We start from the raw sequence: 21,585 nt of genomic DNA, 5'->3' as shown, positions 1-21,585 counted from the left end.
CGGTGAGCGACCATCCGGCCCGTTGATCAGGCCTTGATGACCTTGACGAAGCTGCCTTCGACGCTGACGACCTTGACCCGGTCGCCGGCGGCGATCTCGGTCTCCGCGGTGCAGGCCCATTCTTCGGCACCGAGGATGGGACGCTGGAACCGCACCTTGCCGCGCTGGAAAGGTGCCACCGAGCTTACCAGCAAGCCGGCCTCACCAATCACGTCGCCCGCGGCCGTGCCGATCAACGTCTTGTGAGCAGAGGGCTTGAAGACTCTGAACCATAGAATCGCCATTGCAATCGAGGCGGCCAGCCACAACAGTATCTGTGCCGTCAGCGACAGGGATGGCATCGCGAGCAGCACGACGCTCAGCAGCAGCGCACCGAAGCCGAACCAGATGACGAAGAAGGCGGGGATCGCCAGTTCGAGCAGGACAAGGGCGATGCCCCCTACCGTCCAGTGCCACCATTCAATAGTCATGAAGACCCTCCATGCCGGCATTGTAACGCCGGTTCAGGGCATTTGATGCGAGCCCGCGTGAGGGGGGGCGTTCACGCCATCTGCACGGCGCCGACGAAGTTTGCCAGTTCCGGTGTCTGCGGGTTGGCGAAAACCGCCTTCGGGTCACCACTCTCGTGGATCAGTCCGTGGTGCATGAAGATCAGCTTGTTGCCCACGTCGCGGGCAAAGCGCATTTCGTGCGTGACCATGATCAGGGTCATGCCCTCGGTGGCCAGTTGCCGTACCACCGCAAGCACTTCGCTGACAAGCTCGGGGTCGAGGGCCGACGTGATCTCGTCGCACAGTAACACCTTTGGCTGCATTGCCAGCGCGCGGGCGATCGCGACGCGCTGCTGCTGCCCGCCGGAGAGCTGGTCGGGGAAGCTGTTGAACTTGTCCGACAGGCCGACCTTGAGCAACATCTCACGCGCAATGTCTTCCGCATCGCGCTTGGAGATGCCCTTGACCACGGTGGGCGCCAGCATCACGTTCTGACCCGCGGTCAGGTGGGGAAAGAGGTTGAATTGCTGGAAAACCATCCCGACCTTCTGCCGCAGGGCGCGCAAGTCGCCCTTGCCGTCGTGCAATGCGGTGCCATCGACCACCAGTTCACCCTTATCGATGGTTTCGAGGCCGTTGATGGTGCGCAGCAGCGTACTCTTGCCCGAGCCGCTGCGGCCGATCAGGGCGATGACGTCGCCCTGGGCAACGTCGAGGTCGATGCCCTTGAGCACGTGATTGCTGCCGAAATACTTGTGCAGGCCGGAAATCTTAACGAGCGACATGGAATTTCTTCTCCAGGCTTTTTGCGTACAGGGAGAGCGGGTAACACAGAATGAAGTAAGCCGCAGCCACCAGACCGAATACGAGGAAGGGCTGGAAGGTCGCGTTGGCGAGCATCGAGCCGGTTTTGGTCAGTTCGGCAAAGCCGATGATGGAGGTGACCGCGGTACCCTTGACGACCTGCACCGAGAAGCCCACGGTCGGCGCAATGGCGATACGCAAGGCTTGTGGCAGCACAACGTAGCGCATCTGCTGCGGATAGGACAGGGCCAGGCTGGTCGAGGCCTCCCATTGCCCTCTCGGCACCGACTCCACACAACCACGCCAGATCTCCGCGAGATAGGCGCTGGTAAACAGCGTGAGTCCGGCCGCGGCCGCGAACCAGGGCGACACGTCCACGCCGGCGAGCGACAGGCCGAAGAACACGATGAAGAGCTGCATCAGCAGCGGCGTGCCCTGAAAGACTTCGATATAGGCCTTGGCGAGCGATTGCAGCAGGCGGTTGTGGGCGATGCGTGCAAACAGGATCACGAGGCCGACACCGCCGCCGAGGAAGAACGCGATCAGCGACAGGCCGAGCGTCCATTTCCCGCCCTCGAGCAGATTGCGGACGATGTCCCAGGTGGAGAACTGGACGAACATCAGCGTGCCCTCCCGACGACGACGCGTTGCCCGAGTTGTATCAGCAACTGGCGGATCAGCAGGGCCATGACAAAGTAGATCGCCGTGGTCACGAAATAGGTTTCGAACGCGCGGAAGCTTCGCGACTGGATGAAGTTGGCGGCGAAGGTCAGCTCTTCGGTAGCGATCTGCGAACACACGGCCGAGCCGAGCATGACGATGATGACCTGGCTGGTGAGTGCCGGCCAGACCTTGGCCAGGGCTGGGCGCAGCACCACATGCTTGAAGGTCTGGGTGCGCGTCATCGCCAGCGATTCGGCCGCTTCGAGCTGGCCGCGGGGGGTGGCCTGGATGCCTGCGCGGATGATCTCGGTGGAGTAGGCGCCGAGGTTGATCACCATGGCAAGTACAGCCGCCTGCCATTCGGTCATCTTCACGCCGAGCGAGGGCAGTCCGAAGAAAATGAAGAACAGTTGGACCAGAAACGGCGTGTTGCGGATCACTTCCACGTAGAGGCCGAACAGGCGGTCGAACGGGGCGAGTTTCCACGCGCGGCAGACCGCGCCAAGCACGCCGAGGCCGATACCGAACACGGCCCCGACTGCAGTGAGGGCGAGGGTGAAGCCCGCGCCTGTCAGCAGCAATCCGGCATTGTCGAGCACGGGGGTGAAATCGAATTGGTATGCCATTACAGCGTTTCCGAGCAGGTCAGGGGAGCCCGGGATGGCGTTCTTGCCGTCCCGGAGCGTGTTGCCTGTTTACAGATCCTTGGGCAGCGGCGCGTTCAGCCAGCGCTGGGCGATGTCGTTGAGTGCTCCGTCCTGCTTGGCCTTGGCGATGATCGCGTTCACCTTTGTCATGAGGGCCGATTCACCCTTGGCCACGCCGACGTAGCAGGGCGAGTTCTTGATCAGGAACTTGGCGCCAAGGCGACGCAGCTTGGTCATGTCATTGACCGCGGCAGCCACGACGTTGCCAGTGGCGACGAACTGCACCTGGCCGGTGAGATAGGCGGAGATCGTCGAGTTGTTGTCCTCGAAGCGCTTGATGGTCACGGTGGCCGGTGCAATCTTGGTCAGCTCGAGATCTTCGACCGAGCCGCGGGTCACGCCCACCGTCTTGCCGGCAAGTTCCTCGGCCTTGGTCAGCTTGACGTCTTCAGGGCCAAACACGCCGTTGAAGAATGGTGCGTAGGCATCGGAGAAGTCGATGACCTTCTCGCGGTCAGGATTCTTGCCCAGGCTGGAGATGACCAGATCGGCCTTGCCCGTTGTCAGGTAGGGAATGCGGTTGGTGCTGGTAACCGGAATGAGTTCGACCTTGACGCCGAGTTCCTTGCCGATCAGTCTGGCCATGTCGATGTCGTAGCCGCGCGGCTGGAGGTCGGTGCCCACACTGCCGAAGGGCGGAAAGTCCTGCGGGACGGCAACGCGCAGGGTGCCGGCCTGTTGAATGCCGGCCAGGACGTCGGCGCGTGCGTCGGTGGTGCCGATCACGCTGGCGACTGCAACACCTGCAACAAGGCCACACAGGCTACGAAGGAAGGGGCGGCGGCTGGATATCATCGGAGTGTTCCTCTGGTTTGGTGAAGGGATCAATACAGTGGTGAGTCGATACCGACGCGGCGGGCGGCGGCATTGAGGTGTGCGCGCATTGCGGCACCGGCGGCTGGCGCATCGCCCGCAGCAATTGCGGCGATGATGCGGCGGTGTTCGTCAGCGGGCTCCCAGACCCCGGCAGGATCGGAAAAGGGGAGGCGCAGACTGTGGCCAATCTGTTCGCTGAACTGATTCGCAATGTTGGTCAGACCGGGGTTGCCGCAAAGTTCGGCAAGCAGCAGGTGAAATTGCAGATCCCAGTCAGCGGCCATCACAAGATCGCAGGCATTGAGCGCATGTTCCATGCCGGTTTGAATGGCTTCGAGCCGGGAAAGCCCTTCGGCGTCGATCTGTCGCGCGGCCAGGCTGGCCCAGGCCGGTTCAAGGGCGGCGCGGAACTCGATCAGGGCCTGCGGCGTCATGTTCGCAATGCCGCGCGGCGGGTGCGCTGGGTCTGGCCGGCTGCCGGCGGTGACGAAAACACCCTTTCCCGGTTGGGTGCGCACCAGCCCTAGCGCCTCAAGCGTGGAGATCGCCTCACGTAGCGATGCTCGGCTGATCGACAGTTGCTCGGCGAGCTCACGTTGCGAGGGCAGGGCGGAGCCCTTGGGAAACTCCCGGTTGACGATACGACGCTGAAGCGCCTGAGCGGCAAGGTTGGCAATGCTGGGCATCGGATGTCCTGAAAACAATGGCCTGACTGGTCAGACCGGTACGATCACGATTAGCATGAGCCGTGCCAGTTCGCTATCTGCCTGTTTCAGCTAGGTGTTTCTTGAAACGGCGTGTCCTCGGCGAAAAATTGACGCGGGTGCATGCCCCGGCATGGTGTGTGAACAAAGGTGTATGAACCACCATGGGGCGCGGATCGGGTGAGCGCACTGCCGGCGAGGGCGGCGTTGGCATGTGGCCGAAGAAAACGGTGTGGTCTCCGTCACGCGGAAGTAGCGATGACCGCAGCGACGACATCCGATCCTGCTATCGTTACTCACAGCGAACAGATGGAATAAACATGAATAGTCGTCCTGCCACTGGGTGCGGTCGATGCCGCGATGTGGCCGCGCTCGAGTTCTCCTTCTCTATGGCCTTCCAGCCGATCTACGATTTTTCTGCCGCTGAGGTCTGGGGCTGGGAGGCGCTTGTACGCGGCCCGAAAGGTGAAAGTGCTTTTTCGGTGCTGTCGCAGGTGACCGACGAAAATCGCTACGCTTTCGATCAACAATGTCGCATTCGAGCAATCGAACTTGCTCACGGTCTGGGCATGCCCGGGCGTCTGAGCATCAACATTTTGCCCAATGCGGTGTATGAGCCGAAAGCCTGCATCCGTGCGACGGTCGATGCGGCGGCGCGGGTCGGTTTTCCGCTGGATCGCCTGCAATTCGAGATCACCGAGGTCGAGCAGGTGCGTGCCGACGATCATCTCAGGCGAATCGTCGATGAGTACCGGGAAATGGGCATGAGTACAGCCGTTGATGATTTCGGTGCCGGCTATGCTGGTCTTAATCTGCTCGTCCGTATGCGGCCCGACGTGCTCAAGCTCGACATGGAGTTGATCCGGAATATCGATAAGGATCGCGTACGCAAACTGATCGTCGCCCATATGGTGTCCCTTGCGCGCGAACTGCCATGTACGCTGATCGCCGAGGGAGTGGAAACGATCGATGAGGCTCGCTGTTTGCTGGATATCGGCATCGCGCTGCATCAGGGTTACCTCTACGCCCGGCCCGCGTTCGAAGCACTTCCTGAGCCCGATGCGGCAGTGTTGGCCAGTCTGGCCGGTGCCTGAGACGCGACCAAGCGACATTCAAAGCCGCACAAGATGGCCGCTGTCAGCAGTTTCGCTCCGGTTTGTCCCGCTGTTCGGATTGCCAATATGGGCTATTGCCTGCTGGCGCGACAGAAACGGGGGCAGTGCGTTGAACTGAAAATGCCTTCGCATGCATGCGACGGGACGGGATGCTGCACTGCGCGAACCAGAGTGGTGCATCGGCGGCGCGCCACCCTGTTCAGGTGATGAGGCTGGTCGGTCCTTTCAGTGTTTCAGACGGCAGCTCGCCGAACATGGCCTTGTAGTCCGAGGCAAAGTGGGACAGATGCCAGAACCCCCAGCAGGCAGCGATATCGGCGACCGATGTCGCCTCTGCCGGCGCCCGCTTCAGCGCTCGTCGTACGCCGTTCAGCCGGAGCGCACGCAGGAAACTGACCGGGTTCAGATTGAGCACGTCCTGAAAACTGTATTGCAGGGTGCGGCGCGATACCCTCAGCTCGGCGCACAGGTCGGCAACCGTGATGGGCTCCTCGATATGTGCGCTCATGTACTCCCGGGCGCGCTCCACCACGAGCTGCCGGGCACGGCACGAAGGCGCTGCACGGTTCTCCAGATTTGGGTTGATTGCGTTGATCAGGCTGCCGTAGATCGCCTGTTCCAATGCCTTGCGCATCGCCGCATGCCTGAGCATTTCCGGTGTTGCACGCAGACTTGCCAAGACTGTTCCGAGAAAATCCCGCAGGGTCGCTGCCTGTTCGGGTGTGGAAGGCAGTATGCGTTTGCCTTCAAGCTCTGCTTCGAGGTCACGGTGTTCGACCTGAAATGCATAGTCATTAAGTGTCTGTGCATCGGCAGTGATGCCGATGATCTCTTGAAGTTTCGGCGTTCGGAAGTCCATTTCGTCGCCGCCCTTCAAGGTCAGAAACGAGTTGACGTCCAGCGTTTCGCCGCAGAACCAGCCCGTGCCATCGATTTCGACAGGAATCCCGAAAGTGCGCGAGCCTTTCCATGGCTGGCCCACTTCGCGCACGGACTGGTTGGTTCTTTCGCGGAAGATCTGCAGATTCTCGAACCAGTACTCTTCGAAGTCGCCCTCGAATGCGCCGGCAGTCAACTGATCGTATTGCTGATCCCAGTTGCGCAGGCAGGATGCATGGTCGTCGGCATCTTTGGTAACGCGTCGGAATGACCTGAATGCCTCGTCATCACCAGTGCAAGCAAGGGGCTTCATGAACCTGACACTCCGTCGCATCTGTTGGACCGCTTACCAAAGCAGTGATCGTGCCAGGGAGGTGAGGCCACTATGAATACACGCGTCGCGCGGACAGGAGTGAGCGACTGCCCCGCCCGCCCACGCCGGTGTGGCTTGCGCGCTGTCCGGCTGACGGCATCGCGGCCGTATGGGGCCCTGAATGCCAGTGGTCGCGGCATCGCTGCGCCCACGCCAAGTCCTGCGCGAGCGGCAAGTGCATGAGTCTCCATCGTCTGTCTCTCTCACCCGAAGAAAAAACTCGGATTTTTATCGTTTTATAAATCCAGCTTCTTTAAGACTAAACCTAAGTTCCACGCTTGAAAACTCCTTTCTTTGCTGTCCCGGCAAGCGCGACGAGGTGCGCCGTTTTGGTGCGCCGCATTATTACTTTGGTGCTGCGATCAGGTTCTTCTGTCCCGATTTTCGTCTTGCCGATTTGGGTTACCGGGTTGCGTCTGCCTCGACCCAGAATCCGTTCAACCCGTTTCTTTTGATCTGGATCAAATGGGGACGGAGATGAAAAGGGTTCGTCAGGTCGTGTCGGTCTGACGGTCAACAAGACAAACGCCGGTTCGTCCCGCAGCGACCTTTGCGGGCGGGGCGCGCCGGGTTGCAAGGAGCTCAGTCGTGGTTCGATATCGCGCCCTGAAGACCTGCGCGGCTGCATTGCTGATTGCCCTGTCGGGCACATCCGCGAACGCCGAGCTGGCCGTGGAAATTCCCTCGGTGGAGAAGCTTGCGCCACCCAATCCCTATCGCATCTATCTGTCCGACGTTGCCATCGGCCATATCGTCGACGGCCGCTTGCATGTGCTCGACGGCGACAGCATGAAGTATCTCGGCGTGATCTCGACGGCCTACGCGGGGCAGGCCGTCCTGTCGCCCGATCGCAATGAGATTTACGTGGCGACGACCTATTACTCGCGTCTGTCGTCGGGGGATCGGACCGATACGGTGGATATCCACGATGCCCGCACCCTGACCAAGACGGGCGAGATCGTCATTCCGCCCATTCATGCGCAGTCGCTGCATTACAAAGGCACGATCCGGACCTCGGCCGACGGACGCTGGCTCTACGTGCTGAACGCGACGCCGGCCATCTCGGTCACCGTGCTCGATCTGCAAGCGAAGAAGGTCGCTTCCCAGATCGATCTGCCCGGCTGCTGGATACTGTTGCCGGCCGGGTCGGTATCGAACCGCTTTTCCACCATCTGTGGTGACGGCACCATGCTCACGGTGACGCTCGATGGTGCCGGACAGGCCGTCGATCAGCAACGCAGTGCAAAGTTCTTCGATCCCGATGTCGATCCTATCTTCATCCATGGCGAGCAGGACGGAGATACCTACCGTTTCGTGTCCTATGGCGGGGATCTGTATACCGCGCACCTGGGTGGCCCGGTGGCGAACTTCGAACCAAAGTGGTCGCTGCTGACGGCGGCCGAGCGCAAAGCCGGTTGGCGTCCCGGGGGCTATCAGCTGCTGGCGCAGCACAACGCCAGCGGTCGCGTCTTCGTCGGCATGCACGATGGCGCGAAGGTCGGCAGCCACAAGACCCCGGCCAAGGAAATCTGGGGTTTCGACCTCAAGACGCAGAAGCGTGTGACCCGTGCGCCTGGCAGCAACGCAATCGCGCTCGCGGTAAGCAAGGGTGACAAGCCGAGGCTTTTCGCCTACGACGGTGTCAAGGGCGGGATCGCGGCCTATGACGCGAGCGCGGCGCTCAAGCTGGTCAAGCGCATGGAAGGCGTTGGTGAGACGCCTTCACTGATGGAGCTGCACTGATGGACGCCCTTGCCATCGACCCGGTGCTGGCACGTGCCTGTGGCGCAGCACTGGCGGTCATCCTGATCGTGGGGGCATGGCAGAAGCTGCGCGACATGGCGGTCTTCGAAGCGTCGGTCGAGCTCTACCGGCTGTTGCCCGAGACGCTGGTGCCCGTGTTCGCCCGCCTTTTTCCGGTGCTGGAAGCCATGGCCGGTGTTGCCCTGCTGTTCGATGTGTCCCGCGGATTCGGCCTCGTGCTCGGTTTGCTGGTGCTCGGCTGTGCGACCGCCGGGGTGGCAATCAACGTCGCCCGCGGCCACACCGAGATCGACTGTGGTTGCGGCGGTGCCGAAGGACACACGCGGCTGTCGTGGCTGCTGGTCGTACGCAACACGGTCCTCGTTGTCCTGCTCGTTGCAGGCGCCCAGACCGGCAGCGATCGCGGCCTGGTATGGATCGACTACCTCTCCGTCGCGGGCGGCACCCTGATGCTGCTCACCCTCTATGCGGCAGCCAATCAACTGCTCGCCAATCACCCCCATCTCGCCCAAATGAGGAGCGGATCATGAACGAAGCCTTGATGATTTCGAATGTCCTGTTGTGGATCGCCGTGCTGGCCGCGCTGGTCGGACTGTTTGCCCTCGCGCGCCAGATCGGCGTGCTCTACGAGCGCGTCGCCCCAATGGGCGCGTTGATGCTCGACACTGGTCCGCAGGTCGGTGAAGCGGCACCGGTGTTCGATCTGCCGCATCTGGTCAGCAGCCGCGAGCGCGTTTCGCTCGGCCTGCCCGGCGACAAGAGCACCTTGCTCTTCTTCCTGTCACCGACTTGCCCGGTGTGCAAGAAGCTGCTGCCGATCCTGCGCTCTGCCAACCAGTCGGAGCGCAGCTGGATGCGCGTCGTGCTGACCTCGGACGGCGAGCAGCCCGAGCATCTCGCTTTCTACGACAAGGCCGGTCTGCAGGACTTTCCCTATGTGCTGTCGCGTGAGCTGGGCATTGCCTATCGCGTGGCCAAGCTCCCGTATGCCGTACTCATCAACGAACACGGCCGCGTCGCTGCGAAGGGACTGGTGAACTCGCGCGAGCAGCTCGAAAGCCTCTTCACCGCCAAGGAGATGGGCGTGGCGTCGGTGCAGGCCTACCTCGACCAGCCCGGCAATGCCTGATTTCGACGAGACAAGGAAAACACAAGATGAAATGGCTGGATGAATTCTTCGAGCGCAAGTCGCGCAAGGTGGCGCAAAGCGCGTCGAGGCGCAGTGCGCTGATCGGTATCGGCAAACTGCTGGTCGGCTCGGCCTTCGTGCTGCCAGTGCTGCCCTTCGACCGCACGGCCCAAGCCGCTGGCGCCGCTGCGTCCAAGAAGGCGGCGGGCAAGCTGCCAACCGATCAGGACTGCGAATACTGGCGCTACTGCGCGCAGGACGGCTACCTGTGCAACTGCTGTGGCGGCACCGCGTCGAGCTGTCCGCCCGGCACCGAGGCCTCGAAGGTGTCGTGGATCGGTACCTGCCATAACCCCGAGGACGGCAAGGATTACCTCATCAGCTACAACGACTGCTGCGGCAAGACCGCTTGCGGGCGGTGTTTCTGCAATACCAACGAGCGCGAGATGCCGGGTTATCGCATGGGCCTGCACAACGACATCAACTGGTGCATGGCAAACGACTCGACGATGTTCCACTGCACGCTGGCGACCGTGGTCGGCCTGGCGAACTCGCAGAGCTGAGGCCGAAGATGAACGGACTGTCTGTCGCTGGATGGGGGCGGACCCTGATCGTCTTGGCGCTCGTTGCCGGGCTCGGTTCGCACCGCCCGGCGCAGGCAGTCGAGGCGGGCAAGGCACGCTACCAGTACATCCTCAACTGTGCCGGCTGCCATCAGGCCGACGGCAGCGGTGCGAAGCGGGGGGGCGTACCGAGCATGCGGTCGCAACTGGGGCATTTCGTCAGTATTCCTGAGGGGCGCGCATTTCTGGTGAAGGTGCCCGGCACGTCGAACTCAGCACTGAACAATGCCGACATCGCCAACATGCTCAACTGGATGCTGAAGGCATTTTCGGCCGAAACCCTCCCGGCCGAACTCGAACCCTATACCGAGGAAGAGGTAACACGACTGCGCAATGCCCCGCTGGCAAACGTGACTGCGGCACGGCGCGACATCGTCGACAAGCTGGCTGCGCACGGCGTGCGCGTCGAGTGATGCGGTGTGGGCCCCATTCTTTGATTCACTTGTAGAGGACGTGACCGAAATGGACAAAACGACAAGAAACCTGTGCCGCCCCGGACTGATGGCGCTGGCCATTGCAGCCCTGACGGCAAGTTCCGCAGCCTGGCCGGCCGCGAGCGAAACCGAACTCGCGAGCCTGGGCAAAACGCTGACGCCGATCGGTGCCGAGGCTGGCAAGAATGCAGACGGAACGATTCCGGCGTGGACCGGCGGCATGAGCAAGGCGCCAGCGGGCTGGAAGCCGGGTACCGTCGATCCGTTCAAGGACGACAAGCCGCTGTATTCGATCGATGCCTCGAATGTGGACAAGTATGCGGACAAGCTGTCGGCGGGCCAGGTCGCGCTGATCAAGACCTATGCGGGGTATCGCATGGACGTCTATCCCAGCCGGCGCAGTTGCCCTGTTCCAGACACCGTTGCGCAGCAGACGCGCAAGAATGGCACGACCGCCAAGCTCGGCGGCGAGGGCTGGCAGCTCGAACAGGTACTGGGCGGAGGTATCCCTTTCCCCTTCCCGAAGAACGGCGCCGAAGCCATGTGGAACTACAAGCTGCGCTATACCGGCATGGGCCGCAGGGCACAGATCTCCGCGCTGCTACCCGACAAGGACGGTGGCTACACCGAGAACAAGCAGTGGGCCTACGAACTCTATCCGTTCAACGATCCTGCCGTGACCGGGCCCGCCGATGTCGGCGGGATCGAATCGATGCTGCTGTATGAGGTTCTGTCGCCGGCGTCGCGGGCGGGCGAGGGCTACCTGATCCATGCCTATCTCGACAAGCCCCAGGATGCGTGGATCTATTTCCCGGGGCAGCGCCGCGTGCGCCGCTCTCCCACCTTTGCCTATGACAATCCGATTGCGGGTTTCGACAACCTGTACTTCGTCGACCAGATCAACGTGTTCACCGGCGCACTCGACCGTTACGACTACAAGCTGGTGGGCAAGAAGGAGATGTTCGTCCCTTACAACTCCTACAAGCTGATCGACAAGAAGAACAAGTTCAAGGACATGCTCGGGCCGGACTACGTCAATCGCGACTTCATGCGCTATGAGCCGCACCGTGTATGGGTGGTCGAGGCGACGGTGAAGGCTGACAAGCGCCATTCCTTCGCCAAACGTGTATTCCATTTCGACGAGGATTCGTGGGCGCTGTTGCAGGTCGACATGTACGACGCCAAGGGCAACCTGTGGCGGGTGCAGGAGGGGAGTCTGTGGGCCGCACCCGATGTCGGCGCCTGCATTACCTACGAGACCCAGATGTACGACCTCGTTGCCCGCCGTTACGTGGTGGATAACTGGACCGCCGAAGGCGAGGTCATCGACCTGACCGCCGCGAAGGATGGTCGCGTCAACCAGGCGACCTTCAGCCCCGACCAGATGCGCCGCCGCGGCGAACGCTGACCCGACCACAGGATCAAGGAGATTTCCATGAAGACACAGACGATTTCGCATCGTCGGGCGGCGTTCGCCCTCGCGCCTTCCACCCTCGCACTCGCCGTGGCCGCGAGCCTGTGGGCGCCGAGCAGCCATGCTTTCCGCTTTGGCTCCGAGGAGGGCCTTTCCGGCAGCTTCGACAGCACCGTGTCCTTCGGCATGAGTGCGCGCACCTCGTCGGCCGGCTGTTCGACCCTGGGCAATGACAGCGGTGGCTGCAACGTGGGCACCAACAACGAGCTGCAGCGCAAGCAGGGGGCCAATGGTTATGCCAACGCCGACTTCAACTTCACCAATTTCGACGATGGCAACCTGAACTACGACAAGGGCGATGTCTTCTCCGCGGCGCTCAAGGGCACGCATGATCTGTCCCTGAAATACTCTGGAGGCTGGAGCGCGCTGGCGCGCTTTACCTGGTTCAAGGATTTCCAGGCCAAGGATACCCGGCGTACCGGCGTGGCCGGAGAGGCCGAGGGCGATGTGACCCTGCTCGACGCCTGGGTGGCGAAGAGTTTTTCCATCGGCGACCAGTACGGCAAGATCAAGCTCGGCAACCAGGTCATTTCCTGGGGGGAGGACATTTTCATCCTCGGCGGCGTGAACCAGATCAACGCCATCGACCTGCAGAAATTCCATGTGCCGGGCACGCAGTTGAAGGAGATCTTCGTACCCGCACCGATGCTGTCGGGCTCGTTCGGCCTGACCGACAACCTTGGCATGGAGGCGTATTACCAGTACGGCTGGAACAGCTTCAAGTTCGACCCCTCGGGCACCTTCTTCTCTGCTGCGGATGTCCTCGGCAAGGGCCGTCGCGTGGCCTATCTGCCGACTTCGATCTGTAACGACTTCGGTCTGGCGGGTCCGTGCGGCGACCACTCAGGGCTGAGCGATGCGGACATGATTGCAAGTGGCACCGCAGTCCCCTACCTGGGGACCAAGGAGGCACGCAACAGCGGACAGTACGGGGTGAACTTCCGCTATAACGCCGAACAGATCGACACCGAGTTCGCGTTCACCTACCAGCGCTATCACGACAAGTTGCCCTTCCTCGGTTTCACCGGCACGCCAGATGGTGCGGTGACGGGTTACTTCGTGGCCTATGGCGAAGACAAGGATTTGTTCGCGGTGTCGGCCAACACCAAGCTGTTCAATGTTGCCGTGGGCGCGGAACTGTCCTACCGGCCCAATGACAGTGTCGGTGTGGACCCGACGGTGCCTTTCGGCTCGATCTTTGGTGGCGCCTTCGACAAGAACAGCGTGTATGACGTCGGCAGCCATCCGGGCTATGTCGAGGAGGAGAAATACCAGCTCCACCTGACCGGCTTCTACACCTTCTCCCACAACGACCCGCTGGGCGGCCTGGCCAAGAGCGTCGGCGCGAGTGACGGCTTCATTCTGGCCGAGGCGGCGGTCACCCACTATCCCAATCTCGACCTCAGCGGACGGGTGCCTTACTTCCTGCCCAACTACGCGCTGCCGGACAAGACGTCCTGGGGCTATGTGTTCGAGATGGGGCTGAACTATCCGAATGCCTTCGACTCCGGTGTGACGCTGACGCCCCAGATCGACTGGTATCACGATGTCAGCGGCACCAGCCCGAACGCAATTCCTTTCGTGGAAGGGCGCAAGGCCCTCACCCTGTCGCTGTTCGCCAATTATCGCGACAGCTGGAAGGGTGCGATCCAGTGGGTGAACTTCTACGGTGGTGGCTCGAACAACCTGATGCGCGACCGCGACTTCATCTCCGCGAGCGTTTCCTACTCGTTCTGATGCGCAGTGCCGGGGCCGGCGTGTGGCCGGCCCCGGACTCAACGGACTCACTCACATGATCGAGAATTCAGTGCTGGCCCTGCAGCGCTTCTGCTTCAGGTTTCGTCTGCCGATCCTGCTCACTCTGCTGGCATTCACGGCTGTGATGGGCACCTTTGCGGCGCGCCTTCACATGAGCGCGGGCTTCGACAAGCAATTGCCGCAGAACCACGAATACATCCAGACTTTCAATCAATACCGCGAGGTGCTGTTCGGTGCAAATCGCATCATCGTCACCGTGGAGGCGACCCGGGGCGACATCTGGAACGAGAAGGTGCTGACCCGTCTGTACGACGTTACCCAGGCCCTGTTCTTCATGAAGGGGGTTGATCGCCGCACGGTCAGCTCGCTGTGGACCCCGAATACGCGCGCGGTGCAGATCACCGAAGAGGGCATGAAAGCCGAAGACGTGATCGGCGGCGACGTCACCGTCAAGGCCCTGACCCCCGACAATATCGCCGCCATTCGTGAACGCACCATCATCGGCGGTTTCATCGGCAGCCTGGTGGCGAACGACTCCTCCTCTGCCATGGTGGTGGCCGAATTGGCCGACCCCGATCCCCAGACCGGTGAACGTCTGGACTATGCCGAATTCAGCCAGCGTCTGGAACAGGACATACGAGACGCCTTTTCAGATGGCGATGTGCGCATTCGCATCATTGGTTTTGCCAAGCAGATGGGCGACATTTCCGAAGGCGCGACCAGCGTGATCGAGTTCTTTGCACTCGCCTTCATCCTGACCGCCGCGGCGGTTTACTGGTACACCCGTTCATGGATGCTCACCGTGCTGCCGCTGTCGTGTTCGCTGGTATCCGTGGTGTGGCAGTTCGGCACCATTACCCTGCTTGGCTTCGGGCTTGACCCGCTGGCGATCCTGGTGCCCTTTCTCGTGTTCGCCATCGGGGTGTCGCACGGTATCCAGCAGGTGAACTACATCGCCAAGGAAGTGATCAACGGTGCGGATGGCTATACCGCGGCAAGTCGCAGTTTCACCGGTTTGATGGTACCGGGTACGCTGGCACTGATCACCGCCTTCGTCGGTTTCGCGACGCTCGTGCTGGTGCCGATTCCGATGATCCGCGAACTGGCGATCACTGCCTCCGTCGGCGTAGCCTACAAGATCGTCACCAACCTGATCATGCTGCCTGTCATGGCGAGTTACTTCCGCTTCGACGATGCCTTCGTGCTGCGTGCGAGCAAGGTCGAACAACTGCGCAACCGGATGATGGCCTCGCTTGGTGTGCATATCGCCAGCCCGCGTAATGCCGCCATCGGCACCATCGCCTGTGCATTGTTGATGGGCGTTGCCGTGTGGCAGAGCCAGGGGCGGCACGTCGGTCATGTGCTGCCCGGCGCGCCCGAACTGCATGACGACTCGCGCTACAACCAGGACGTTGAGGCGGTGGTCGACCACTACAGCCTGGGTCTCGATCTCCTCACCGTCGTTGTCGAGACGCCCGCCGATGGCTGTTATCGGCATGATGTCATGAGTCATGTCGATCGCCTGACCTGGTACCTCATGAACGTGCCTGGTGTGCTTTCTGCACAGTCCTTGCCGACGCTGACCAAACTCGCCGCGTCCGGGGTGAACGAGGGCAACCCGAAGTGGGCCGCGCTGCCGCAGGACGAATTGACCCTGGGCGAAGCGGTGCGGCAGGTGCCAGAAGGACTGCGCCTGTTCAATGCCGACTGCACGCTGTTGCCGGTGAATCTGTACCTCACGGACCACAAGGCGTCTACGCTCGAAGGCGTGGTCGCTGCGGTGAAGCACTTCCGCGAAACCCAGCCCTTCGAAGGTGTCACCGTACGCCTGGCCAGCGGCAACGCCGGTGTGCAGGCGGCGACCAACGAGATCGTCGAGCATTCCGAATTGCCCATGATGCTCTATGTGTACGCCACCATTCTGGTCCTGGTGTTCCTGGTCTATCGCGACTGGCGCGCGATGATCGCCTGCTGCGTGCCACTCACGCTCGCGACCTTCCTCGGCTACTGGTTCATGAAGGAGCTCGATATCGGCCTGACCGTGGCTACGCTGCCGGTAATGGTGCTGGCGGTGGGTATTGGCGTCGACTATGCGTTCTACATTTACAATCGACTGCAGATGCACATGGCACACGGTGAGGACATTGTTACCGCGTTCAAGCAGGCGCTGCGTGAAATTGGCGTGGCCACCGTGTTCACCGCGGTGACGCTGTCGGTCGGGGTGGCGACGTGGTCGTTCTCTGCACTGAAGTTCCAGGCCGACATGGGCATGCTGCTGACTTTCATGTTCATGATGAACATGATCATGGCGATCACCTTGCTGCCCGCGCTGGCGGTGACCATCGACATGCTGATTCCGCGCCGCGGACCGGTGCGCGCACCGTTGATGGCGCACTGAGGAGAACGGGATGAAGAGATCGATCAAACACGTCGGCGCCTTGGTGTCGGCGCTGGCGGTCGCCGTGGCATCGGCCTGCGTGCCAGCGATGGCGGCGGACCCGGCACCGGTGCCGGCGATGAAGGCACGACTCGCCGCGAAGGTGCCCCTGACCGGACTGGTTCGCGCGGGCGACGCGCTGATCGCCGTTGGCGATTACGGCACGGTGGTGCGCTCGACCGACAGCGGGCGCACCTGGATACAGGCCGACGTGCCGGTGAGCACCTTGCTGACCGAGGCACATTTCGTCGATGCGCAGCACGGTTGGGTGGTCGGCCATGGCGGGGTGATCCTGACTACCACAGATGGTGGCGTGCGGTGGACGCTGCAGCAGGAGTTGGCCGACAAACCGGTACTGCTCTCGGTTCATTTCACCTCTCTGGACAAGGGCTTTGCTGTTGGTGCCTATGGCACGGCGTGGCGTACGACGGACGGCGGGCGCAAATGGTCGCCGATGAAGGTGGGGGAAGGCGCCGACGCCGACATGCACCTGAACCACCTGTTTGCTACCCGCAGTGGCGCACTCTTCATTGCCGCCGAAGGCGGACTTGCGTTCCGTTCGACTGACGGTGGCGACACCTGGGTGTCGCTACCGACTGGTGTGAGCGGATCGCTATGGAGCGGTCTCGAAAGCGGTGCCGGCGAAATCGTGCTGCTGGGCATGAGTGGCCGCGTCTTGCGCAGCCGGGACGGCGGCGACAGCTGGCAGGTGACGGAGGACGAATCGGCGCAGTCGATCACGGCCGGGGTGGTGGATGGCGATGGCGGTTTTATCGCGGTGGGGTCGGGCGGTGTGGTGCTGAAGGTGCATGGGCGCCTGCAGTCCGAGATCCGGCCCGACCGGCAGAATCTCGCCGCGGTTCAGATCGCCCCTGACGGAGCGGTGGTCGTCGCCGGCCAACTCGGCGTCGAACGCATGAACGGCGAACGTTGAACGCCGCCGACCGAATATTGACCAACGGCCATACCAGAACAAGAGGATCCATGACGCCATGCTGACCCGACTGATTTCCCTGTTGAGCGGCTCGCTCACGGCCGAGGCCAAGGAGTGCGGGCCTTTCGAGCGCCGCCACATTGCGGTTGCCGCCCTCCTGCTGGAGGCCATGTATGTCGATCACCACGCGACGGATGAAGAGCACGCCGCCGTCATGCGCCTGCTGCGGGACCATTTCCAGTTGCCCGAAACAACGGCGCGGGAGCTGGTCCGTGTCGCCGAAGAGCGTTATGCCGAAGTGCTCGACGACTGGGAGTTCGCCGAGGCGGTGAGGGCGGGATTCAATCCGGCGGAAAGGGTGGAGATCCTGACCATGCTGTGGGAGGTTGCCTACGCCGATGGGGCGCTTGCGCGTCTCGAGCATCGACTGCTGAACCGCCTAGCCGGACTGCTGGACCTTGACCATTCGGCGATCGAGCAGGCGCGGGCGACGGCTGCCGCGCGTGCGGGAATGATCGGGAACAGCGCAGACGACAGTTGACACGTGTGCCCGCGCAAGCCGGCGTCAAGGCCGGCTCACGGATCCAGGATGTTTTTCTTGCGGTAACACAACAACACCAGGAGACAGCAGTATGGAACGTTATCAGGGCCAGTTCATCAGCGACGCAACGCGGCAATTTCTATCCAGGTCGCAGCGCATGCTGATCGGGGGAGAGTGGGTGGATGCCGTCGGTGGCGAGCGCATTGAGGTGATTGACCCAGCCAGCGGACGGACATTTGCCCAGGTGCCTGCGGGCGCTGCTGCCGACATCGATCGCGCAGTGATGGCAGCCCGGAACGCTTTTGAAGCGGGCGCGTGGCCGAAGATGCGGCCTGTCGATCGGGAGCGCCTGCTGCTGAGGTTCGCCGACCTGATCGAGGCTAATGCGCAGGAGCTGGCGGAGATCGAGGCGCTCGACAATGGCAAGCCGGTGACGATGGCGCGCCATGTCGATGTGGCGCTTGTCGTCGACTTTCTACGTTACATGGCCGGGTGGGCGACCAAGATCGAAGGCTCGACGATGGACGTGTCGGTGCCGCTGATGCGTGATCGCGAACTGTTCGGCTTCACCCGGCGCGAACCCGTCGGTGTGGTCGGTGCGATCATTCCGTGGAACTTCCCGCTGCTGATGGCAGCATGGAAGGTTGCGCCGGCCCTGGCGACGGGGTGCACCATGGTGCTCAAGCCGGCTGAAGAAACGCCGCTCACCGCCTTGCGCTTTGCCGAGCTGGCCCTCGAGGCGGGCTATCCGGCAGGCGTGCTCAACGTCGTGACCGGGCACGGACATACGGCCGGTGCCGCATTGGCCGGGCACAAGGGCATCGAGAAGGTGGCGTTTACCGGCTCGACCGAAATCGGCAAGCTCGTGGGCAAGGCGGCAATCGACAACATGACGCGGGTGTCGCTCGAACTCGGCGGCAAGAGTCCGGTGATCGTGCTCGACGATGCCGATCCCGCAAAGGCAGCGGCTGGTGCTGCCCAGGCAATCTTCTTCAATCAGGGCCAGGTGTGCACCGCCGGTTCGCGCCTGTTCATTCACAAGAGCCGATTCGACGAGGTGGTTGAAGGGCTGTCGGGCATCGCTTCGGGCATGAAGCTCGGCCCCGGCATCGATCCATCCACGCAGATCGGGCCGCTGGTGTCAGCCATCCAGCAGCGGCGCGTACTCGGCTACATCGAGAGCGGCTTTGCGGAAGGGGCGCGCGCAGCGGCCGGGGGCGTGGCGGGAGAGGGTGACGGCTATTTCGTCAAACCGACGGTGCTGGTGGATACGCGCGACAATATGAAGGTCGTGCGGGAGGAGATCTTCGGCCCGGTGGTGGTGGCCATGCCCTACGACGATCTCGACGAGGTGGCGCGGCGTGCCAATGACACCCCCTACGGGCTTGCAGCCAGCATTTGGTCGAATGACCTGGCGCGCGTTCATCGCCTGATTCCGAAGATCAAGGCGGGCACCGTGTGGGTCAACTGCCACAACATCCTCGACAACGCGATGCCATTCGGCGGCTACAAGCAGTCCGGCATCGGGCGCGAGATGGGACGCGCGGTGATCGACATGTATACCGAATCCAAGTCGGTGATCATGGCGCTCTGAATGCGAAGATCATGGTGTGCAGCCGGATCGTCGCGTGCGCCCGTCACGCGGCCGTCCGGCTGTCTTTTTGCTCAGCCCTGCAGCAGCGAGGGGGCGAAGCCGACGCGGAACACGCCCCACTGCCGACCCTTCACCATGATCGGCAGCGACAGGTCGCACAGCACCTCCCCGGTGTCGCGAACGTAGGTCTGCAGCAGCACATGCCCCTTGTTGGCGATGGCCCGTCGGCAGGTGGGATCGTCGTAAATGCGCTTCTGGCGACTGAAGGCGAGATCGTGCTGCGGATCGCCGTTCGGTTCTTCGGAGAAGCGGCGGTTGTGCACCGGCATGTAGCAGTTCATGTCGAAGCCACCACAGAAGGCCACGCCCGGCACTTCCGCCAGCATGCGTTCGTAGATGGCCTGCAGATCCTTCTCCACGGCGCGGTCGTACTTGGTGTTGAACTTCGGCGGCTCCGTGCCCGGAATGCGTTGATAGGCGGTATCGAATACATCCAGCGAGCCGGCGCAATGCTCCAGATGTGCCGCGGTGTCATCGCGGAACCTCTCTGCGACGGTAATGAGTCGGTCATAGGCGGATTCGCCGATACGGAAGCGGGTCGACAGGGCGTGCAGTCCCTCGGTGTGGTTGCGCAGGTCGTCCGACACCTGTTCCGATTCGTGCATCTGCTTCGACACCTGCTCGGAGAGGCTGGTGATCTCGCCGACCAGACCGTGCACCGAGACGTTACTGTCATGAATGTGATGGATGGCGCCGGTGATGTCGAGCAACTGCTCGCTCATGTGCTGCAGTTCGCCCACCATGGCGGCAAAATTGGTCGAGGTTCGCTGCACGACTTCGCGCGCAAGACTCGAATCCTCGGTAATGCGGACGGTTTCGGCCTCGGTGCTGGCCACCAGTTCGAGCATCTTGTCCGAGTTGCGGGTGATGACGCCGGTCGCCGACTTGACCTTTTCGGCCAGTTTGCGCACCTCGTCGGCAACGACTGCGAACCCGCGACCGGCTTCGCCTGCGCGGGCGGCTTCAATGGCCGCATTGAGCGCAAGCAGGTTGGTCTGGTCGGAAACATCGTTGATCAGCATGCCGATGTCGCGGATCTGCGCCGAATTCTGGCTCAGCTCTGCGACGATGGTGGCGAAGGCCTGCACCTTGTCGCTGACATTGCGGATCCTAGCGGTGACATCGAGCAGTTCCTGCTGGCTGGCGCTGACCGCGGCAAGATTGGTCGTGGTGGTGGCCTTGACCTCGTCGGCATTGACCATGACGCGGTCGACCGCCTCGGCTGCGGTCTTGCTGGCTGAAAAGATGGACGCGGCCAGTTCGCGCTGACGTCCGGCGCTCGTCGCCGTCTGCTTGATGCGCTGGTTCAGTTGCGCCGCACTGACTGCGATGCCGGTACCGCTGCTGCGCAATTCGCCAACGATCTGGCGTACTCGGGCGACGAAAGGGTTGGTGCCCGCGGCCGTCTGGTTGCCGATGTCGGGGCGATCGCCTTCGAGTGCGGGCGCGGCGTCGGCACGCCTGGTCGTGGTCTGTCCGCTGCCGGGCATGATCAGCATCAGCAGTGCAAGTGCGATGCCCGCCGCCGCCAGCGCGGCTGCCAGTGCTGTGGGCAGTGGCGAGGCAAGGGCGTGCCACAACAGCAACGCGTTGCTGACTATCAGGCTGGCGGGCAAGAGCCAGCGCGCGACACCTTTCGGCGCACTATCTTCCATGGATCCTCTCCTTTCGGGCCACGATCGCGCTGCTCTGGGCGGCGAGCGTCATCTCGTGAAGGCGTGAATCATATCGGCAGCTTGCCGAGCGTTCTTCAATAAATTCATGAGATTTTCGCCCGCGGCACGGCGCCGAGGTGATCGAGCGGCAGTCGGGTGCTGCGCTTGAGCTCGGTGAGTGCGATGTTCGATTTCACGCTGCGTACGCCGCCCAGCCGCATCAGACGGTGCAGCATGAAGTCAGACAGGGCGGGCAGGGTAGGCGTCATCACCCGCAACAGGTAGTCGGCCTCGCCACTGATGGCAAAACACTCGAGCACCTCGTCCATGCCGCGTACGGCGTCGGTAAAGGCATCGGTATGCGCCTCGCCATGGCGCTCGAGCGAGACATTGACGAAGGCGGTCACACCCAGACCGACCGCGGCAGGGCGCAGCAGGGCGACGTAGCGCTCGATGAAGCCCGCCTGCTCGAGCCGCTGGATACGGCGGCTCACCTGTGAGGGTGACAGGTGTATGCGTTCGGCAAGCGCCGCGTTGGAGGCGTGGCCGTCCGCCTGAAGTTCGTCGAGTAGTTGCAGGTCGAATTTGTCCAGCTCATTCATGGTTCGTGCGTAATTTCTATGTTTAATG

At 62.3% G+C, this 21,585-nt stretch carries 22 protein-coding genes; 13 read left to right on the top strand and 9 right to left on the bottom strand.

Annotated features, from left to right (window positions below; genetic code table 11):
- Positions 1-26 precede the first annotated feature (26 nt).
- From J5J83_RS09105 to J5J83_RS09080, 6 genes are all read right to left on the bottom strand, one after another.
- Positions 27-470 (bottom strand): NfeD family protein, encoded by a 444-nt coding sequence (locus tag J5J83_RS09105; RefSeq protein ID WP_212348205.1) that lies wholly within the window; start codon positions 468-470, stop codon positions 27-29.
- 71 nt (positions 471-541) lie between these two features.
- Positions 542-1,276, bottom strand: coding sequence for an amino acid ABC transporter ATP-binding protein (locus tag J5J83_RS09100; protein ID WP_212348201.1), 735 nt, complete (start codon positions 1,274-1,276; stop codon positions 542-544).
- Positions 1,263-1,916, bottom strand: coding sequence for an amino acid ABC transporter permease (locus J5J83_RS09095; RefSeq protein ID WP_212348198.1), 654 nt, complete (start codon positions 1,914-1,916; stop codon positions 1,263-1,265). Before J5J83_RS09095 ends, J5J83_RS09100 begins: the two co-directional genes overlap by 14 nt.
- Positions 1,916-2,584 (bottom strand): amino acid ABC transporter permease, encoded by a 669-nt coding sequence (locus tag J5J83_RS09090; protein ID WP_212348195.1) that lies wholly within the window; start codon positions 2,582-2,584, stop codon positions 1,916-1,918. The genes J5J83_RS09095 and J5J83_RS09090 overlap by 1 nt, the downstream gene beginning before the upstream one ends.
- A gap of 69 nt (positions 2,585-2,653) precedes the next feature.
- Positions 2,654-3,460: a transporter substrate-binding domain-containing protein gene (locus J5J83_RS09085; protein WP_212348192.1), complete on the bottom strand. Its 807-nt coding sequence runs from the start codon at positions 3,458-3,460 to the stop codon at positions 2,654-2,656.
- Between the two features lie 29 nt (positions 3,461-3,489).
- Positions 3,490-4,167, bottom strand: a complete 678-nt coding sequence (locus J5J83_RS09080) for an FCD domain-containing protein (protein WP_212348189.1) — start codon at positions 4,165-4,167, stop codon at positions 3,490-3,492.
- A 338-nt stretch (positions 4,168-4,505) separates the two neighbouring features.
- Here J5J83_RS09080 and J5J83_RS09075 point away from each other — a divergent pair, with 338 nt between their 5' ends.
- A complete protein-coding gene (locus J5J83_RS09075) occupies positions 4,506-5,279 on the top strand; it encodes an EAL domain-containing protein (RefSeq protein WP_249115661.1) in 774 nt (257 codons plus the stop codon).
- Positions 5,280-5,499: 220 nt separating this feature from the next.
- Here the strand turns inward: J5J83_RS09075 and J5J83_RS09070 are convergent, their stop codons facing one another.
- Entirely contained in the window at positions 5,500-6,492 is a 993-nt protein-coding gene (locus tag J5J83_RS09070; RefSeq protein ID WP_212348186.1) for a helix-turn-helix domain-containing protein, read from the bottom strand.
- A gap of 181 nt (positions 6,493-6,673) precedes the next feature.
- On the opposite strand from J5J83_RS09070, the gene J5J83_RS09065 reads away from it, so the two are divergent.
- The 12 genes from J5J83_RS09065 (at position 6,674) to J5J83_RS09010 (ending at position 19,240) form a co-directional block, all read left to right on the top strand.
- The gene (locus tag J5J83_RS09065) at positions 6,674-7,033 is read left to right on the top strand and encodes a hypothetical protein (protein WP_212348183.1); all 360 of its coding nucleotides are present in this window, start codon (positions 6,674-6,676) and stop codon (positions 7,031-7,033) included.
- Positions 7,034-7,140: 107 nt separating this feature from the next.
- Positions 7,141-8,295 (top strand): amine dehydrogenase large subunit, encoded by a 1,155-nt coding sequence (locus J5J83_RS09060; RefSeq protein ID WP_212348180.1) that lies wholly within the window; start codon positions 7,141-7,143, stop codon positions 8,293-8,295.
- The gene (locus J5J83_RS09055; RefSeq protein WP_212348178.1) at positions 8,295-8,846 is read left to right on the top strand and encodes a MauE/DoxX family redox-associated membrane protein; all 552 of its coding nucleotides are present in this window, start codon (positions 8,295-8,297) and stop codon (positions 8,844-8,846) included. The genes J5J83_RS09060 and J5J83_RS09055 overlap by 1 nt, the downstream gene beginning before the upstream one ends.
- On the top strand, positions 8,843-9,445 hold the full coding sequence (gene mauD, locus J5J83_RS09050; protein ID WP_212348175.1) for a methylamine dehydrogenase accessory protein MauD: 603 nt from the start codon (positions 8,843-8,845) through the stop codon (positions 9,443-9,445). Before J5J83_RS09055 ends, mauD begins: the two co-directional genes overlap by 4 nt.
- Before the next feature lie 26 nt (positions 9,446-9,471).
- A complete protein-coding gene (locus J5J83_RS09045; RefSeq protein ID WP_212348172.1) occupies positions 9,472-10,008 on the top strand; it encodes a methylamine dehydrogenase light chain in 537 nt (178 codons plus the stop codon).
- An 8-nt stretch (positions 10,009-10,016) separates the two neighbouring features.
- On the top strand, positions 10,017-10,481 hold the full coding sequence (locus J5J83_RS09040; RefSeq protein ID WP_212348169.1) for a cytochrome c: 465 nt from the start codon (positions 10,017-10,019) through the stop codon (positions 10,479-10,481).
- Between the two features lie 49 nt (positions 10,482-10,530).
- Positions 10,531-11,910 (top strand): DUF1329 domain-containing protein, encoded by a 1,380-nt coding sequence (locus J5J83_RS09035; protein WP_212348166.1) that lies wholly within the window; start codon positions 10,531-10,533, stop codon positions 11,908-11,910.
- Between the two features lie 27 nt (positions 11,911-11,937).
- Entirely contained in the window at positions 11,938-13,713 is a 1,776-nt protein-coding gene (locus J5J83_RS09030; RefSeq protein ID WP_212348163.1) for a DUF1302 domain-containing protein, read from the top strand.
- 55 nt (positions 13,714-13,768) lie between these two features.
- Positions 13,769-16,132 (top strand): efflux RND transporter permease subunit, encoded by a 2,364-nt coding sequence (locus J5J83_RS09025; protein ID WP_212348160.1) that lies wholly within the window; start codon positions 13,769-13,771, stop codon positions 16,130-16,132.
- Between the two features lie 10 nt (positions 16,133-16,142).
- On the top strand, positions 16,143-17,105 hold the full coding sequence (locus J5J83_RS09020; protein ID WP_212348157.1) for a YCF48-related protein: 963 nt from the start codon (positions 16,143-16,145) through the stop codon (positions 17,103-17,105).
- A 58-nt stretch (positions 17,106-17,163) separates the two neighbouring features.
- Positions 17,164-17,646 carry a TerB family tellurite resistance protein gene (locus J5J83_RS09015; RefSeq protein ID WP_212348155.1) on the top strand — a complete coding sequence of 161 codons (483 nt, stop codon included), beginning with the start codon at positions 17,164-17,166 and terminating at the stop codon, positions 17,644-17,646.
- 91 nt (positions 17,647-17,737) lie between these two features.
- Positions 17,738-19,240 carry an aldehyde dehydrogenase family protein gene (locus J5J83_RS09010; protein ID WP_212348151.1) on the top strand — a complete coding sequence of 501 codons (1,503 nt, stop codon included), beginning with the start codon at positions 17,738-17,740 and terminating at the stop codon, positions 19,238-19,240.
- 71 nt (positions 19,241-19,311) lie between these two features.
- Here J5J83_RS09010 and J5J83_RS09005 read toward each other — a convergent pair whose 3' ends face one another.
- Together J5J83_RS09005 and J5J83_RS09000 are read right to left on the bottom strand one after the other, a co-directional pair.
- Positions 19,312-20,955, bottom strand: coding sequence for a methyl-accepting chemotaxis protein (locus J5J83_RS09005; protein WP_212348148.1), 1,644 nt, complete (start codon positions 20,953-20,955; stop codon positions 19,312-19,314).
- 104 nt (positions 20,956-21,059) lie between these two features.
- The gene (locus J5J83_RS09000) at positions 21,060-21,557 is read right to left on the bottom strand and encodes an Lrp/AsnC family transcriptional regulator (RefSeq protein WP_212348145.1); all 498 of its coding nucleotides are present in this window, start codon (positions 21,555-21,557) and stop codon (positions 21,060-21,062) included.
- Positions 21,558-21,585: the final 28 nt, after the last annotated feature.

The sequence above is a fragment of the Azoarcus sp. L1K30 genome (assembly GCF_018122735.1).
In the GTDB taxonomy this organism is placed as follows: domain Bacteria; phylum Pseudomonadota; class Gammaproteobacteria; order Burkholderiales; family Rhodocyclaceae; genus Parazoarcus.
Note: the sequence above shows the minus strand (reverse complement) of the source record. Positions and strands in the feature narration are given on the sequence as shown.

Excerpts from the sequence above, each read along its gene's own strand:
- J5J83_RS09080 (WP_212348189.1), bottom strand. The coding sequence starts at position 4,167 with ATGCCCAGCATTGCCAACCTTGCCGCTCAGGCGCTTCAGCGTCGTATC.
- J5J83_RS09075 (WP_249115661.1), top strand. The coding sequence starts at position 4,506 with ATGAATAGTCGTCCTGCCACTGGGTGCGGTCGATGCCGCGATGTGGCC.
- J5J83_RS09090 (WP_212348195.1), bottom strand. The coding sequence starts at position 2,584 with ATGGCATACCAATTCGATTTCACCCCCGTGCTCGACAATGCCGGATTG.
- J5J83_RS09015 (WP_212348155.1), top strand. The coding sequence starts at position 17,164 with ATGCTGACCCGACTGATTTCCCTGTTGAGCGGCTCGCTCACGGCCGAG.
- J5J83_RS09045 (WP_212348172.1), top strand. The coding sequence starts at position 9,472 with ATGAAATGGCTGGATGAATTCTTCGAGCGCAAGTCGCGCAAGGTGGCG.
- J5J83_RS09095 (WP_212348198.1), bottom strand. The coding sequence starts at position 1,916 with ATGTTCGTCCAGTTCTCCACCTGGGACATCGTCCGCAATCTGCTCGAG.
- J5J83_RS09055 (WP_212348178.1), top strand. The coding sequence starts at position 8,295 with ATGGACGCCCTTGCCATCGACCCGGTGCTGGCACGTGCCTGTGGCGCA.
- J5J83_RS09000 (WP_212348145.1), bottom strand. The coding sequence starts at position 21,557 with ATGAATGAGCTGGACAAATTCGACCTGCAACTACTCGACGAACTTCAG.
- J5J83_RS09030 (WP_212348163.1), top strand. The coding sequence starts at position 11,938 with ATGAAGACACAGACGATTTCGCATCGTCGGGCGGCGTTCGCCCTCGCG.
- J5J83_RS09040 (WP_212348169.1), top strand. The coding sequence starts at position 10,017 with ATGAACGGACTGTCTGTCGCTGGATGGGGGCGGACCCTGATCGTCTTG.
- J5J83_RS09025 (WP_212348160.1), top strand. The coding sequence starts at position 13,769 with ATGATCGAGAATTCAGTGCTGGCCCTGCAGCGCTTCTGCTTCAGGTTT.
- J5J83_RS09070 (WP_212348186.1), bottom strand. The coding sequence starts at position 6,492 with ATGAAGCCCCTTGCTTGCACTGGTGATGACGAGGCATTCAGGTCATTC.
- mauD (WP_212348175.1), top strand. The coding sequence starts at position 8,843 with ATGAACGAAGCCTTGATGATTTCGAATGTCCTGTTGTGGATCGCCGTG.
- J5J83_RS09010 (WP_212348151.1), top strand. The coding sequence starts at position 17,738 with ATGGAACGTTATCAGGGCCAGTTCATCAGCGACGCAACGCGGCAATTT.
- J5J83_RS09085 (WP_212348192.1), bottom strand. The coding sequence starts at position 3,460 with ATGATATCCAGCCGCCGCCCCTTCCTTCGTAGCCTGTGTGGCCTTGTT.
- J5J83_RS09105 (WP_212348205.1), bottom strand. The coding sequence starts at position 470 with ATGACTATTGAATGGTGGCACTGGACGGTAGGGGGCATCGCCCTTGTC.
- J5J83_RS09100 (WP_212348201.1), bottom strand. The coding sequence starts at position 1,276 with ATGTCGCTCGTTAAGATTTCCGGCCTGCACAAGTATTTCGGCAGCAAT.
- J5J83_RS09065 (WP_212348183.1), top strand. The coding sequence starts at position 6,674 with ATGCCAGTGGTCGCGGCATCGCTGCGCCCACGCCAAGTCCTGCGCGAG.
- J5J83_RS09020 (WP_212348157.1), top strand. The coding sequence starts at position 16,143 with ATGAAGAGATCGATCAAACACGTCGGCGCCTTGGTGTCGGCGCTGGCG.
- J5J83_RS09005 (WP_212348148.1), bottom strand. The coding sequence starts at position 20,955 with ATGGAAGATAGTGCGCCGAAAGGTGTCGCGCGCTGGCTCTTGCCCGCC.
- J5J83_RS09035 (WP_212348166.1), top strand. The coding sequence starts at position 10,531 with ATGGACAAAACGACAAGAAACCTGTGCCGCCCCGGACTGATGGCGCTG.